The 14713-nt window shown below is 38.1% G+C and carries 14 protein-coding genes; 8 read left to right on the forward strand and 6 right to left on the reverse strand.

The window, feature by feature from the left end; all coding sequences use genetic code 11:
- The first annotated feature begins 46 nt into the window (after positions 1–46).
- Positions 47–1537, forward strand: coding sequence for a lysine--tRNA ligase (gene lysS, locus HMPREF9180_RS05940; protein ID WP_006145593.1), 1491 nt, complete (start codon positions 47–49; stop codon positions 1535–1537).
- Positions 1538–1620: 83 nt separating this feature from the next.
- Here lysS and HMPREF9180_RS05945 read toward each other — a convergent pair whose 3' ends face one another.
- Positions 1621–3291: a formate--tetrahydrofolate ligase gene (locus HMPREF9180_RS05945; protein WP_006145594.1), complete on the reverse strand. Its 1671-nt coding sequence runs from the start codon at positions 3289–3291 to the stop codon at positions 1621–1623.
- 233 nt (positions 3292–3524) lie between these two features.
- On the opposite strand from HMPREF9180_RS05945, the gene coaB reads away from it, so the two are divergent.
- The 3 genes from coaB to HMPREF9180_RS05960 are packed head-to-tail and all read left to right on the forward strand — an operon-like array spanning position 3525 to position 5324.
- Positions 3525–4211, forward strand: a complete 687-nt coding sequence (gene coaB, locus HMPREF9180_RS05950; RefSeq protein WP_006145595.1) for a phosphopantothenate--cysteine ligase — start codon at positions 3525–3527, stop codon at positions 4209–4211.
- Positions 4212–4225: 14 nt separating this feature from the next.
- Positions 4226–4777 carry a phosphopantothenoylcysteine decarboxylase gene (coaC, locus tag HMPREF9180_RS05955; RefSeq protein ID WP_006145596.1) on the forward strand — a complete coding sequence of 184 codons (552 nt, stop codon included), beginning with the start codon at positions 4226–4228 and terminating at the stop codon, positions 4775–4777.
- Positions 4761–5324, forward strand: coding sequence for an ECF transporter S component (locus tag HMPREF9180_RS05960; protein ID WP_006145597.1), 564 nt, complete (start codon positions 4761–4763; stop codon positions 5322–5324). Before coaC ends, HMPREF9180_RS05960 begins: the two co-directional genes overlap by 17 nt.
- 33 nt (positions 5325–5357) lie before the next feature.
- Here HMPREF9180_RS05960 and udk read toward each other — a convergent pair whose 3' ends face one another.
- The 3 genes from udk to HMPREF9180_RS05975 all read right to left on the reverse strand — a co-directional run bounded on the left by udk (position 5358) and on the right by HMPREF9180_RS05975 (position 8116).
- Positions 5358–5996, reverse strand: coding sequence for a uridine kinase (gene udk / locus HMPREF9180_RS05965; RefSeq protein ID WP_006145598.1), 639 nt, complete (start codon positions 5994–5996; stop codon positions 5358–5360).
- A 118-nt stretch (positions 5997–6114) separates the two neighbouring features.
- The gene (gene ptsP, locus HMPREF9180_RS05970) at positions 6115–7848 is read right to left on the reverse strand and encodes a phosphoenolpyruvate--protein phosphotransferase (RefSeq protein WP_006145599.1); all 1734 of its coding nucleotides are present in this window, start codon (positions 7846–7848) and stop codon (positions 6115–6117) included.
- A gap of 4 nt (positions 7849–7852) precedes the next feature.
- Complete coding sequence (locus HMPREF9180_RS05975; RefSeq protein ID WP_000146947.1) at positions 7853–8116, reverse strand: phosphocarrier protein HPr; 264 nt, start codon at positions 8114–8116, stop codon at positions 7853–7855.
- A gap of 360 nt (positions 8117–8476) precedes the next feature.
- Between HMPREF9180_RS05975 and nrdH the strand changes: the two genes are divergently transcribed.
- The 4 genes from nrdH (at position 8477) to HMPREF9180_RS05995 (ending at position 12849) form a co-directional block, all read left to right on the forward strand.
- Positions 8477–8695 carry a glutaredoxin-like protein NrdH gene (gene nrdH, locus HMPREF9180_RS05980; protein ID WP_006145603.1) on the forward strand — a complete coding sequence of 73 codons (219 nt, stop codon included), beginning with the start codon at positions 8477–8479 and terminating at the stop codon, positions 8693–8695.
- A gap of 69 nt (positions 8696–8764) precedes the next feature.
- Complete coding sequence (nrdE, locus tag HMPREF9180_RS05985; RefSeq protein ID WP_006145604.1) at positions 8765–10924, forward strand: class 1b ribonucleoside-diphosphate reductase subunit alpha; 2160 nt, start codon at positions 8765–8767, stop codon at positions 10922–10924.
- 70 nt (positions 10925–10994) lie between these two features.
- Complete coding sequence (nrdF, locus tag HMPREF9180_RS05990; RefSeq protein ID WP_006145605.1) at positions 10995–11957, forward strand: class 1b ribonucleoside-diphosphate reductase subunit beta; 963 nt, start codon at positions 10995–10997, stop codon at positions 11955–11957.
- A gap of 130 nt (positions 11958–12087) precedes the next feature.
- Positions 12088–12849, forward strand: a complete 762-nt coding sequence (locus HMPREF9180_RS05995; RefSeq protein WP_006145606.1) for a DeoR/GlpR family DNA-binding transcription regulator — start codon at positions 12088–12090, stop codon at positions 12847–12849.
- 95 nt (positions 12850–12944) lie between these two features.
- On the opposite strand, the gene HMPREF9180_RS0101770 is transcribed toward HMPREF9180_RS05995, so the two are convergent.
- Positions 12945–13199, reverse strand: a complete 255-nt coding sequence (locus HMPREF9180_RS0101770) for a DUF3884 family protein (protein WP_006145607.1) — start codon at positions 13197–13199, stop codon at positions 12945–12947.
- A gap of 42 nt (positions 13200–13241) precedes the next feature.
- A complete protein-coding gene (gene lacG / locus HMPREF9180_RS06000; RefSeq protein ID WP_025168682.1) occupies positions 13242–14648 on the reverse strand; it encodes a 6-phospho-beta-galactosidase in 1407 nt (468 codons plus the stop codon).
- Positions 14649–14713 lie beyond the last annotated feature (65 nt).

Consider the following 14713-nt stretch of genomic DNA (forward strand, 5'->3'; position numbering starts at 1 on the left):
AAAATGATTAATTATTTCAAAATTTGAATTTCATTAGGAGGAACACATGTCAACAGAACATATGGAAGAACTAAATGACCAGCAGATTATTCGTCGTGAAAAAATGGCTGCACTCCGTGAACAAGGAATTGATCCATTCGGGACACGGTTTGAACGCACTGCTAATTCTCAAGAATTAAAAGATAAATTTGCTGACCTTGATAAAGAACAATTACACGAATTGAACGAAACTGCTACTATCGCAGGTCGCTTAGTCACAAAACGTGGTAAAGGTAAGGTTGGATTTGCTCACCTTCAAGACCGTGAAGGTCAAATTCAAATCTACGTTCGTAAAGATGCTGTTGGTGAAGAAAACTACGAAATCTTTAAAAAATCTGACCTCGGAGACTTCCTTGGCGTCGAGGGTGAAGTGATGCGTACAGATATGGGAGAACTTTCTATCAAAGCCACTCATATCACCCACTTATCTAAAGCGCTTCGTCCTCTTCCAGAGAAATTCCATGGTTTGACTGACGTTGAAACTATCTACCGCAAACGTTACCTTGATTTAATTTCTAATCGCGAAAGTTTTGAACGTTTTGTAACTCGCTCAAAAATCATCTCTGAAATTCGTCGTTATCTTGATCAAAAAGGTTTCCTAGAAGTTGAAACACCTGTACTTCACAATGAAGCCGGTGGTGCTGCTGCTCGTCCGTTCATCACACACCACAATGCCCAAAACATTGATATGGTGCTTCGTATCGCGACTGAGCTTCACCTCAAACGCCTTATCGTCGGCGGTATGGAACGTGTCTATGAGATTGGCCGTATCTTCCGTAACGAAGGAATGGATGCCACACATAACCCTGAGTTTACTTCTATCGAAGTTTACCAGGCTTATGCAGACTTCCATGATATTATGGATTTGACAGAAGGTATTATCCAACACGTTGCTAAAGCTGTTAAAGGCGATGGTCCAGTTATCTATCAGGGAACTGAAATCAAGCTTAACGAACCATTTAAGCGAGTGCACATGGTGGATGCTATTAAGGAAATTACAGGTGTTGATTTCTGGAAAGATATGACTTTCGAAGAAGCTAAAGCTATCGCGTCTGAGAAGAAAGTTCCTGTTGAAAAACACTTCACTGAATTTGGTCACATTATCAACGCCTTCTTTGAAGAATTTGTCGAAGAAACATTAATCCAACCAACTTTCGTTTATGGACATCCAGTAGCTGTATCTCCACTTGCTAAGAAAAACCCTGAAGATCCACGCTTTACAGACCGTTTCGAACTCTTCATCATGACTAAAGAATACGGTAATGCCTTTACTGAGTTGAATGACCCAATCGACCAGCTCAGCCGTTTCGAAGCACAAGCTAAAGCAAAAGAATTGGGTGACGACGAAGCAACTGGTATTGACTATGATTACATCGAAGCTCTTGAATACGGTATGCCACCAACAGGTGGACTTGGAATCGGTATTGACCGTCTCTGCATGCTCCTCACTGATACGACTACTATCCGTGACGTCCTTCTTTTCCCAACTATGAAATAAAACCAAAACTCCTAGAATACTTCTAGGAGTTTTTAGAAACTAAAAGACAACCCTAATCTTAAGGTTGTCTTTTAAAAATTCTATTAGAATAATCCTACAACTGTACCATCACTTTCAACATCCATGTTGAGAGCAGCTGGTCGTTTTGGAAGTCCAGGCATGGTCATAACGTCACCAGTAAGAGCAACGATGAAGCCCGCACCCAATTTTGGTACCAATTCACGAATGGTAATTTCAAAGTTTTCAGGCGCACCAAGAGCATTTGGATTATCTGAGAAGCTGTATTGAGTTTTTGCCATACAGATTGGCAGTTTATCCCAACCGTTTTTCACAATTTGAGAGATTTGTGTTTGAGCCTTTTTCTCAAAGTTAACCTTGCTACCACGATAGATTTCAGTGACAATCTTCTCAATCTTTTCTTGAACAGAAAGTTCGTTTTCATAGAGACGTGTGTAGTTTGCTGGGTTTTCGTCGATTGTTTTTACGAGAGTTTCAGCTAGAGCAACTCCTCCTTCAGCTCCATCAGCCCATACGCTAGCTAATTCGACTGGTACATCGATTGACGCACAAAGTTCTTTCAAGGCTGCAATTTCAGCTTCTGTATCAGAAACAAATTCATTGATAGCAACAACCGCAGGAATACCGAACTTACGAATATTTTCAACGTGGCGTTTCAGGTTTGCAAATCCAGCACGTACTGCTTCCACATTTTCCTCTGTCAGAGCATCTTTAGCAACTCCACCATTCATTTTAAGGGCGCGAAGAGTCGCTACAATGACTACTGCACTTGGAGCTGTTGGCAAGTTTGGAGTCTTGATATCCAGGAACTTCTCTGCACCAAGGTCTGCACCAAAGCCAGCTTCTGTTACAGTATAATCAGCTAAACGAAGAGCTGTTTTTGTCGCCAATACAGAGTTACAACCGTGGGCAATATTTGCAAAAGGACCACCGTGTACAAAGGCTGGTGTACCATAGATTGTTTGCACCAAGTTTGGTTTAATAGCATCTTTCAAAATCAATGCCAAGGCACCCTCAACCTGTAAATCACCAACTGAAACTGGTGTGCGGTCATAACGGTAGCCGATGACGATATTAGCCAAACGACGTTTCAAATCTTCAATATCAGTTGCCAAGCAAAGGATAGCCATGATCTCTGAAGCAACTGTGATATCAAAACCATCTTCACGTGGAATACCATTAAGTGGACCACCAAGACCAACAGTTACGTGACGAAGAGCACGATCATTCAAGTCAACAACACGTTTCCAGAGAATACGACGTTGGTCGATTCCTAGCTCATTTCCTTGGTGTAAGTGATTGTCAATCAAGGCAGAGAGAGCATTGTTGGCAGTTGTAATAGCGTGCATATCTCCAGTAAAGTGAAGATTGATATCTTCCATTGGTAAAACTTGGGCATAACCACCACCAGCAGCTCCACCTTTAATCCCCATAACAGGGCCAAGAGAAGGTTCGCGGATGGCAATCATAGTTTTCTTACCAATCTTGTTCAAAGCATCAGCAAGACCAATGGTAATGGTTGATTTTCCTTCACCTGCTGGCGTTGGGTTGATAGCTGTAACAAGAATCAACTTACCAACTGGATTGGTTTCGACTTCACGAATTTTATCAAAGCTTAGTTTAGCCTTGTACTTTCCATACAACTCCAAATCATCATATGAAATACCAAGTTTCTCAACAACATCAACGATCGGTTTTAACTCAATACTCTGTGCAATTTCAATATCTGTTTTCATAAAAAACTCCTCTAGCCTCTAATGTGTTAATTCATTATATCATAAAACAAGATTTTTAACAGTCATTATGATTAGTAACGTTCGTAAATATGGCTAAATAACAGACTTTCTTTATCTCTATTTAATTTTTTATATGCCTTTATAGATTTTAACTATGGATTAACATCCTATTTTCGGCCCTTGTTACATCGCTTTCATTTTACTTAATGCTCATTTTTTTGTACAATAGTTCTATGAAAATTTTAGTTACTTCTGGTGGTACTAGCGAAGCGATTGATAGTGTTCGTTCAATAACTAACCATTCTTCTGGTAGACTGGGTAAAATTATCACAGAAACCTTACTTAAGGCTGGACATGAAGTTTGCTTGATTACCACATTTCAAGCAGTAAAGCCGGTTAATCATCCAAACTTAACCATCATCGAAATTAAAAATACTGCTGATTTACTGCAAGTGATGAAAGACAAAGTTATGAATTACCAGGTCTTAATTCACTCTATGGCAGTATCTGACTACACTCCTGTCTATATGACTGGCTTTGAGGAAGTACAAGCCAGTCAAGATTTAACTGAGTTTTTAAATAGGAAGAATCAGGAAACAAAAGTCTCATCTAAAGATGAAGTACAGGTGCTATTTCTCAAGAAAAATCCTAAAATCATTTCACTTGTCAAAGAGTGGAATCCTTCAATTCATCTGATTGGATTTAAATTATTAGTTGATGTCAGCCAAGAACACTTGATTGGGATCGCTCGGGAAAGTCTTGAAAAGAATCAAGCTAATTTAATTGTCGCAAACGACCTTACTCAGATTAGTAGAGAGCAACATAAGGCTTACTTAGTTGAAAAAAATTCCTTCCAAACTGCTACTACTAAAGAAGAAATTGCGGATTTACTCCTCGAGAAGATCCAGAGTTATGACTAAAAGAAAGGAATATTATGGCACGTATTACACTCGCTATTACCGGTTCCATTGCTGCATATAAGGCAGCTGACTTAGTTAGTTCTTTGAAAAAACAGGGGCATTCAGTAACTGTTCTTATGACCCAGGCTGCAACAGCATTCATTCAGCCATTAACCTTACAAGTACTATCACAAAATACCGTACACCTTGATGTCATGCACGAACCTTCTCCAGATCAAGTGAACCACATTCAAATCGGGAAAGAAACAGATTTATTTATCGTAGTTCCAGCAACAGCTAATACAATCGCTAAACTCGCACAAGGCATAGCTGACAATATGGTGACTGCTACTGCTCTTGCTTTGCCACACTTTGTATCTAAATTATTGGCTCCAGCTATGAACACAAAAATGTATGATCATCCAGCTACTCAAGCTAATCTAAAAACCTTAGAAAGTTACGGTTATAGTATTATTTCTCCCAAAGATTCTCTTCTAGCTTGTGGAGATATCGGTCGTGGCGCTCTCGCTGATCTTGAAACTATTTTACAACAAATAAAGGATAAACTTCATGAACAAACGCTCTAACATTGCTCCAATCGCTATCTTCTTTGCTTGTATGATTGTTATTCATCTGCTCAGTTCTATCTTGTTTAATGTCTTGCCTTTTCCTATTAAACCAACTATCGTCCACATTCCAGTCATTATTGCAAGTATTATCTATGGACCAAGGATTGGAGCAACATTAGGTTTCTTGATGGGACTGATTAGTTTAACGGTTAATACAATTACAATCCTACCCACAAGCTACCTCTTCTCACCTTTTGTACCAAATGGAAACCTATATTCAGTCATCGTCGCTATTGTACCACGTATCTTAATCGGTTTGACACCTTATTTTATCTATAAACTTCTAAGAGGCAGAGCTGGACTCATCTTCGCAGGTGCTCTTGGTTCACTCACGAATACGATTTTTGTTTTAGGCGGGATTTTCATCTTCTTTGGCAATGTCTATGATGGAAACATTCAACTTTTACTTGCAGGTGTTATTTCTTCCAATTCTATCGCAGAGTTAATCATCTCTGCTCTCTTAACCCTTATCATTGTTCCAAGACTTGAAAAAATAAAACAATAAAAACTGTATCAAAAGATACAGTTTTTCTATTTATTATTGAGCTAAACGAGCTTCTTCTAAAATCTTTTCAATTTTTGTTGTTAACAAGTCAATCGCAACTATATTTGACACCCCTTCAGGAATCACAATATCTGCATAGCGCTTTGTTGGCTCAATAAACTGATGGTACATCGGTTTCACTACACTTAAATATTGTTCAATAACACTATCCAGGCTTCTACCCCGTTCCTCCATGTCCCGTTTAATCCGGCGAATGATTCGAACATCATCATCTGTATCCACAAAAATCTTGATATCCATAAGATCACGGAGACGCTTATCTTCAAGAACTAAAATCCCTTCGACAATAAAAACATCCTGTGGTTTTTGACGATAAGTCTTTGAACTTCGTGTATGTTCTGTATAGTCATAGGTTGGAATATCTACAGGGCGTCCTGCTAGCAATTCCTTTATCTGCTCAATCATCAAATCTGTATCAAAAGCAAATGGATGGTCATAATTTGTCTTGATTCGTTCCTCAAAGGTTAAGTGAGACTGATCCTTGTAATAAGAATCATGCTCAATCATGGCAATCTTTTCATTAGGAAAATGCGATAAGATAGCTTTAGAAACGCTTGTTTTTCCTCCTCCAGATCCCCCTGTTACTCCGATAATGATTGGTCTGTTTTGCATAGTTGCCTCCGTATTTTTCCTTTGTCTATTTTACCATATTTTTTAGAAATTTTACAGAAAGAGTTTTCTATATAAAAGATCAAAAAACCTTGCAACCAAAGTTACAAGGCTTAAATTATTAATCGAAGTTAACGTATTCTTTTGATAGCTCAATAACTTCTTCCATTGTTGAACATTCAGTAAGAGCACGGTTAGCATATTCTTGCATCTTAGCTGTGTCAAGTTTCTTCATCAAGCTACGAGTACGAAGTACTGAAGTAGCTGACATTGAGAACTCATCCAATCCCATTCCGACAAGAAGCGGAACAGCTGTTTGGTCACCAGCCATTTCACCACACATACCGGCCCATTTACCTTCAGCATGCGCTGCTTTGATCACGTTATTGATCAAACGAAGGATTGATGGGTTATATGGTTGGTAAAGGTATGAAACTTGTTCGTTCATACGGTCAGCAGCCATTGTGTATTGGATAAGGTCATTTGTACCAATTGAGAAGAAATCAACTTCTTTCGCGAATTGGTCTGCAAGCATCGCAGCAGCTGGGATTTCAATCATGATACCAACTTGAATATCATCAGCAACTGTAACTCCTTCAGCAAGCAATTTAGCCTTTTCTTCTTCCAAAATACCTTTAGCTGTACGGAATTCTTTCAACAAAGCAACCATTGGGAACATGATACGCAATTTACCGTGAACAGATGCACGAAGCAAAGCACGCAATTGTGTACGGAACATTTGGTTACCAGTTTCAGAGATAGAAATACGCAAAGCACGGTAACCCAAGAATGGGTTCATTTCTTTAGGTAGATCGAAGTAAGGAAGTTCTTTATCCCCACCAATATCCATTGTACGAACGACAACAGGTTTACCGTTCATACCTTCAAGAACTGCTTTGTACGCTTCATATTGGTCGTCTTCAGTTGGGAAATCTTGAGAGTCCATGTACAAGAATTCTGTACGATAAAGACCAACAGCTTCTGCACCATTATGATTAACACCTTCTACGTCTTTAGGTGTACCAATGTTGGCAGCCAACTCGAAGTGTTTACCATCAGCTGTTACTGTTTTAGCATCTTTAAGGAGAGCCCATTCAGCTTTCTGTTTCGCATAAGCTTCACCAGCTGCTTTAAATTCAGCAATTTGCTCTTCACTTGGGTTGATAACAACTTCACCAGTAATACCTGAAACTGCCAAAATGTCGCCATCTTTCACAAGTTCAGTAATGTTGTTTGTCCCCAATACAGCAGCAATTTCAAGTGTACGAGCCATGATTGCTGAGTGGCTTGTACGACCACCAATGTTTGTTACAAAAGCTTTTACGAAATTTTTGTCCAATTGAGCAGTATCAGATGGAGTCAAGTCATGTGCAATCACAATCACTTCTTCATTAATAGAAGCAGGGTTCGGTAATTTCTTACCAAGAAGGTTTGCCAAAACACGTTTTGTAACGTCGCGGATATCCGCTGCGCGCTCTTGCATGTATGGGTTATCTTCCATTCCTTCAAAAATCGTGATAAACATGTCTGTTACTTCTTTCAGACCTGCTTCAGCATTTACTTTTTTAGCACGAATTGTTTCTTTAATTTGACCAATCAATTCTGGGTCAGCAAGAACCATTAAGTGAGCGTCAAATACTTGCGCTGCCTCTTCACCAAGCGTACCTACAGCCTTCTCGCGGATAAGAGAAAGCTCGTTTTGAGAAGCTTCAAGAGCATCATCCAAACGAGCCTCTTCTGCATTTGTATCTTCGACTGTAACAGTCTCGAATGATAAATCCGGTTGAACGAGTAGATATGCTTTAGCAACTGCAACACCATCAGATGCTGCGATTCCTTTAAGCATTTCTGTCATATTCTTATGCCAATCCTTCTTTTTCCATTGTTTCTGAGATTGCAGCGATAGCATCATCAGCGTCTGCACCTTCAGCAGAGATTGTAACGTCTGCACCTTGGCCAACACCAAGACTCATAACACCCATGATTGATTTAAGGTTAACTGATTTACCTTTGTATTCAAGAGTAATATCTGAAGCAAATTTGCTAGCAGTTTGTACCAACAATGTTGCTGGACGTGCGTGAATACCTGTTTCTGCCACTACGTGGAAATCTTTAGAAGCCATAGTTTGACTCTCCTTTTGTTCTTTCTTTTTTGAGTTATATGTGATAACCCTTACAATTTTGTATTATATCACCTTCTGGGATTTTTTTCAAGTATTTTATGGGATTTCTTCTTTTTCCTTTCAGATAACTTGCTGAAAATCTTCTGTTTTAAGTATCAAAATACATCATATAGTTTTTTAAATTTCTCGCAATAAAAAAACGTTGTTATTTAAGGACTTTATTTTTTGCAATCACTATATATTGTGTTCCGATACCACTCATCTAAAAAAAATCTACAATATTTAGTTTTTCTTCGTTGACAAAGTTTTTTTTTCTGATATACTTAAGAAGTAATTAAATTTTTAAAGAGGAGTTACAGAATGGTAACCGTTTATTCTAAAAATAATTGTGTTCAATGTAAAATGACCAAACGTTTCTTAGATAGTAACAACATCGCATATCGCGAAATCAATCTTGACGAACAACCTGAATTTATTGAACAAGTTAAAGAGCTTGGCTTTAGTGCTGCTCCTATCATTCAAACACCAACTGAAGTTTTCTCTGGATTCCAACCAGCAAAACTTAAAAAACTTGCTTAAGTATCAGGATTAAAAGCTTCTATGTCAATCTTAGAAGCCTTTCTTTTGTAATAAATTAAAGGAAATTTTATGGGATTAAAACAACTTGAGGATGTAACATACTTCCGTCTAAACAATGAAATAAACCGTCCAGTGAACGGACAAATTATGCTCCACAAAGATAAAGAAGCTTTAGATGCTTTCTTTAAAGAGAACGTTGTACCAAATTCTATGGTATTTGATTCTATCACTGATAAAATTAATTACCTTATTGAACATAATTACATCGAAACAGCCTTTATAAAAAAATACCGTCCAGAATTTTTGGAAGAGCTCTATCAATTTATCAAAGACCAAAACTTCCAATTTAAGTCATTCATGGCTGCCTACAAGTTTTACAACCAGTACGCTTTAAAAACTAACGATGGTGAGTACTATCTCGAAAGCATGGAAGATCGTGTCTTCTTTAACGCACTCTACTTCGCTGATGGAAACGAAGCTATTGCAACAGATATTGCCAACGAAATCATTCACCAACGCTACCAGCCTGCTACACCTTCTTTCTTAAATGCAGGTCGTGCACGTCGTGGTGAATTGGTTTCTTGTTTCTTGATTCAAGTAACAGATGATATGAACTCGATTGGACGTTCAATCAATTCAGCTCTTCAACTTTCTCGTATCGGTGGAGGTGTTGGAATTTCCCTCAGCAACCTTCGTGAAGGCGGTGCACCCATCAAGGGCTATGAAGGAGCAGCTTCCGGCGTTGTACCTGTTATGAAGTTGTTCGAAGATAGCTTCTCTTACTCAAATCAACTCGGCCAGCGTCAAGGGGCAGGGGTTGTTTACCTCAATGTTTTTCACCCAGACATCATCGCCTTCCTTTCTACTAAGAAGGAAAATGCCGATGAAAAAGTTCGTGTGAAAACTCTCTCTCTTGGTGTTGTAGTACCTGATAAATTCTACGAATTAGCACGTAAAAATGAAGAGATGTACCTCTTTAGCCCATACTCAGTAGAACGCGAATACGGTGTACCGTTCAACTACATCGACATTACTGAAAAATATGACGAATTAGTGGCAAATCCAAATATCCGCAAGACCAAAATCAAAGCGCGTGATTTGGAAACTGAAATTTCTAAATTGCAACAAGAATCTGGCTATCCTTATGTAGTCAACATCGATACTGCTAACCGTGCAAATCCAGTCGATGGTAAAATCATCATGAGTAACTTGTGCTCTGAAATTCTTCAGGTCCAAGAACCAAGCTTAATCAACGATGCTCAAGAATTCCTTAAAATGGGTACTGACGTTTCATGTAACCTTGGTTCAACAAACGTGGTCAACATGATGACTTCACCTGACTTTGGTCGCTCTATTCGAGCTATGGTACGTGCTTTGACTTTCGTTACAGATAGTTCTCATATCGTTGCTGTTCCTACTATAGACCATGGAAATAGCCAAGCACACACCTTTGGTCTTGGGGCTATGGGACTTCACAGTTATCTAGCTCAACAACTAATTGAGTATGGATCACCTGAGTCTGTTGAATTTACCAGCATCTACTTTATGCTCATGAATTACTGGACTCTCGTAGAATCAAACAATATCGCACGTGAACGCGGCATTACCTTCCACAACTTTGAAAAATCAGACTATGCCAACGGTACTTATTTTGATAAGTATGTAACTGGAGAGTTTGTTCCAAAATCTGATCGTATCAAAGAACTCTTCAAAAATGTCTTTATCCCAAGTGCTGCTGATTGGGCTGAACTTCGTGATAAAGTTAAAGTGGATGGTCTTTACCACCAAAACCGCCTTGCTGTAGCACCAAACGGTTCTATCAGCTACATCAACGATGTTTCTGCTTCTATCCACCCAATCACTCAACGGATTGAAGAACGTCAAGAGAAGAAAATCGGTAAGATTTACTATCCTGCTGCAGGATTGTCAACAGACACCATTCCTTACTATACTTCTGCATACGATATGGACATGCGTAAAGTAATTGATGTTTACGCTGCCGCAACTGAGCACGTAGACCAAGGACTTTCACTCACACTCTTCATGCGCAGTGATATTCCACAAGGACTTTACGAATGGAAATCAGAAAACAAACAAACGACACGTGACCTTTCTATCCTTCGTAATTATGCCTTTAATAAGGGAATTAAATCTATCTACTACGTTCGTACCTATACAGATGACGGTGGAGAAGTTGGCGCTAACCAATGTGAAAGTTGTGTGATTTAAGAACTCACTAAACCTTATTACTGGGATTCATTATTATTTTATTGATTAACATTAAAGAAAGAGATTTGTAATGGAAACTTACTACAAAGCCATTAACTGGAATGCCATCGAAGATGTCATTGATAAATCAACTTGGGAAAAGCTGACGGAGCAATTTTGGCTCGATACTCGTATTCCTTTGTCAAACGACTTAGATGATTGGAGGAAGTTGTCTAATAAAGAAAAAGACTTAGTAGGAAAAGTCTTTGGTGGTTTAACACTTTTGGATACTATGCAGTCTGAAACTGGGGTTAATGCTCTACGTGCTGATATCCGTACTCCTCACGAAGAAGCAGTTTTTAACAACATTCAATTTATGGAATCAGTCCATGCTAAATCTTATTCTTCGATTTTCTCAACCTTGAATACTAAATCTGAAATTGAAGAAATCTTTGAGTGGACTGATACAAATCCATATCTTCAGAAAAAAGCACAAATCATTAATGAAATTTATCAAAACGGTACTCCTCTTGAAAAGAAAGTAGCCAGTGTATTTCTTGAAACATTCCTCTTTTATTCTGGTTTCTTCACTCCGCTCTATTATCTAGGAAATAACAAGTTAGCTAACGTTGCTGAGATTATCAAACTCATTATTCGTGATGAATCTGTTCATGGTACTTATATCGGTTATAAATTCCAACTAGGCTTCAATGAATTACCTCAAGATGAACAAGAAAAGTTAAAAGACTGGATGTATGACCTTCTCTACACACTTTATGAAAATGAGGAAGGATATACAGAAAGCCTTTATGATACTGTTGGTTGGACTGAAGAGGTTAAAACTTTCCTTCGTTACAACGCCAATAAAGCTCTTATGAATCTAGGACAAGATCCGCTCTTTCCTGACTCAGCAGACGATGTCAATCCAATCGTTATGAATGGTATTTCGACTGGCACATCCAACCACGACTTCTTCTCTCAAGTTGGTAACGGATATCTACTTGGTGAAGTTGAAGCAATGCAAGACGACGATTACAACTACGGTTTAGATTAATTTAAAAACAAAAGAGCATCTATGTTTTTTTAACTTAGATGTTCTTTTGTTTTTGTTTATTTTTGTTTTCATTAAGTTGCTTTGATGTTTAAAATATGATAAAATAATATTAGATTATGGGGGTGATTCAATGCTAAAAAAAGAAAAACTAGATACGATTTTAGAAATTGTAAATACAAGAGGAACAATCACAGTTAAAGAGATAATGAATCGGCTAGATATTTCGGATATGACTGCTAGACGTTATTTACAAGAGTTAGCTGATAAGGATCTACTTATTCGAGTGCACGGAGGTGCTGAAAAACTTCGTTCTACTTCACTTTTAGTAAACGAACGCTCTAACATTGAAAAACAAGGTTTACAAATCGCTGAAAAACAAGAGATTGCTAAATTTGCTGGTCACTTAGTTGAAGAAAGAGAAACTATTTTTATCGGTCCTGGAACCACTCTCGAGTTCTTTGCTCATGAACTTCCAATTGATAATATCCGTGTGGTAACAAATAGCTTACCAGTGTTCATTATCTTAAATGAACGAAAATTGACAGATTTAATTTTGATTGGTGGAAATTATCGAGAAATTACTGGGGCCTTTGTTGGAACTTTAACTCTTCAGGGCATCGAGAGCCTTCAATTTTCTAAAGCTTTTGTTAGTTGCAACGGAATCAAAGACCATGCTATTGCTACTTTTAGTGAGGATGAAGGTGAGGTTCAAAAATTAGCATTAGAAAATGCAAATAAAAAGATTCTTTTAGCTGATCATAGTAAGTTCGATAAATTTGATTTTTACAACTTTTATAATATTTCTGATATCGATACTATTATTTCAGATTCAAAACTTAGCGAAGAAACCCTGCAAGATTTATCCAAACAAACTAATATTATCAAACCTTAATAAAGCATTCGTTAGTCGAATGCTTTATTTTTTACTCCAAAATAATTTAATACTCTCACAAAAAATAAGCCCATCGTCTTGATAGGCTTATTATATTAGTGTTGAAATGGCATAAAATCCGAATCAAAGGAAATGTTATCCGTTTTATCTGAGTTGACAAAACTTAAAAATAGCTTTTGAAATTCTTCAAGTTCATAGTCTGAGTGACAAAGCCACTCCTTACCCGTCGAGACATACCATTTCCCAAGACTTGCAAGTTGTTCCTTGGTCAAAGATGGTATATGAGAGCACTGTTCAAAGTTAATAATATAAACTTTTTCATAGAGTGATTTAATAAAATCTTTGAGCATGAAATTTCCTCACTTGAATTCTATACATAATGACTGTTAGTACTATTCAATCACTTGAGTTTCAGCTAGTTTCTTGTACCAATGTGCAGATTTCTTAGGATAGCGTTCTTGTGTATCGAAATCAACATAGAAGAGTCCATAACGTTTTTCATAACCATTAGACCATGAGAAGACGTCCATCAATGACCAGATGAAGTATCCTTTGACGTTTGCTCCATCTGCAATCGCATCAGACAATACTTCCAAGTGTTGTTTCACATAATCAATACGGCCATCATCGTAAACAGTGTTGTCCACAAATTCATCTTTGTATCCAAGTCCGTTTTCAGTGATGTAGATCTTCTTGTAGTTTGGATAGTCTTTCTTGACACGCATGATTTGGTCATACAAACCTTGAGGGTAGATAATCCAGTCCCAGTCAGTACGAGGCACATAGTCCGGAGCTACACGACGACCAACACCTTTGATTTGGTATTTAGAACTTCCTTTTTCACCTTTACCGTTGTGGATGATTTCAGTTTCACCATCAAAGGCTTCCATCCAGTCACTCATGTAATAGTTAATTCCAAGGAAGTCGTTCAAATCTTTAGCTGCTTCAAGCGCTGCAAAGTCTTCGTCACGAAGATCCAAGATACCACCATTAACTGAAAGAATGTGGTTTACACCTTCCATGGTTGCATCTGAATAGTGTCCAAGGTAAGTAGCATCCAAGATAAATTTGTTGTGGATGATATCTTCCAACTCCGCAGCACGAACGTCTGCAGGATTTTTAGGATCCAATGGATACTTAGTTGGAAGGGCGTGAACAACCCCGATTTCACCTTTATAGCCTTTGTCTTTGTACAATTTCACAGCACGAGCATGAGAAACCATCATATTGTGGTGAGATTGGAAGACTTTGGCAAGGTCGTATTGAATACCTGGTGGGAATTTACCGACCAAGTATTGACCATCACCGATTGGGCCGATTTCATTGAAGGTTGTCCAGTAGTTTACTTCTGGGAATTCTTCAAAACAGAAGGCAGCATAATCTACAAAGTGTTCGATATTTTCACGATTCAAGAAGTCTCCGTTTGAGTGAAGTGCTTCAGGTGTATCAAAGTGGTGAAGAGTTACGAATGGTTCTACATGACGTTTATGGCATTCTGCAAATAACTTATGATAGAATTCTACCCCTTTTGGATTTACTTCACCATAGCCAGTTGGGAAAATACGAGACCAAGCAATAGAAATACGGATTCCATTTACACCATATTCTTCTGCTAATTTTAAGTCTACTGGATATTTATGGTAGAAATCACTCGCTGGTTCAGCAGTATACCAATAGTTATCTGCTAAATATTTATCCCATGCAACTGGTCCTTTACCATCTGTATGAGTTGCACCTTCTGCTTGATAAGCTGCTGTTGCGCCACCGAAAATAAAATCTTTAGGTAATGTTTTAGACATAAGTTTCCCCTTATCAATCATAAAATAAAAACAAAGCAAGATGGAGAGGAGTCAGTGAGCAATCC

The sequence above is a fragment of the Streptococcus peroris ATCC 700780 genome (genome assembly GCF_000187585.1).
GTDB lineage: Bacteria > Bacillota > Bacilli > Lactobacillales > Streptococcaceae > Streptococcus > Streptococcus peroris.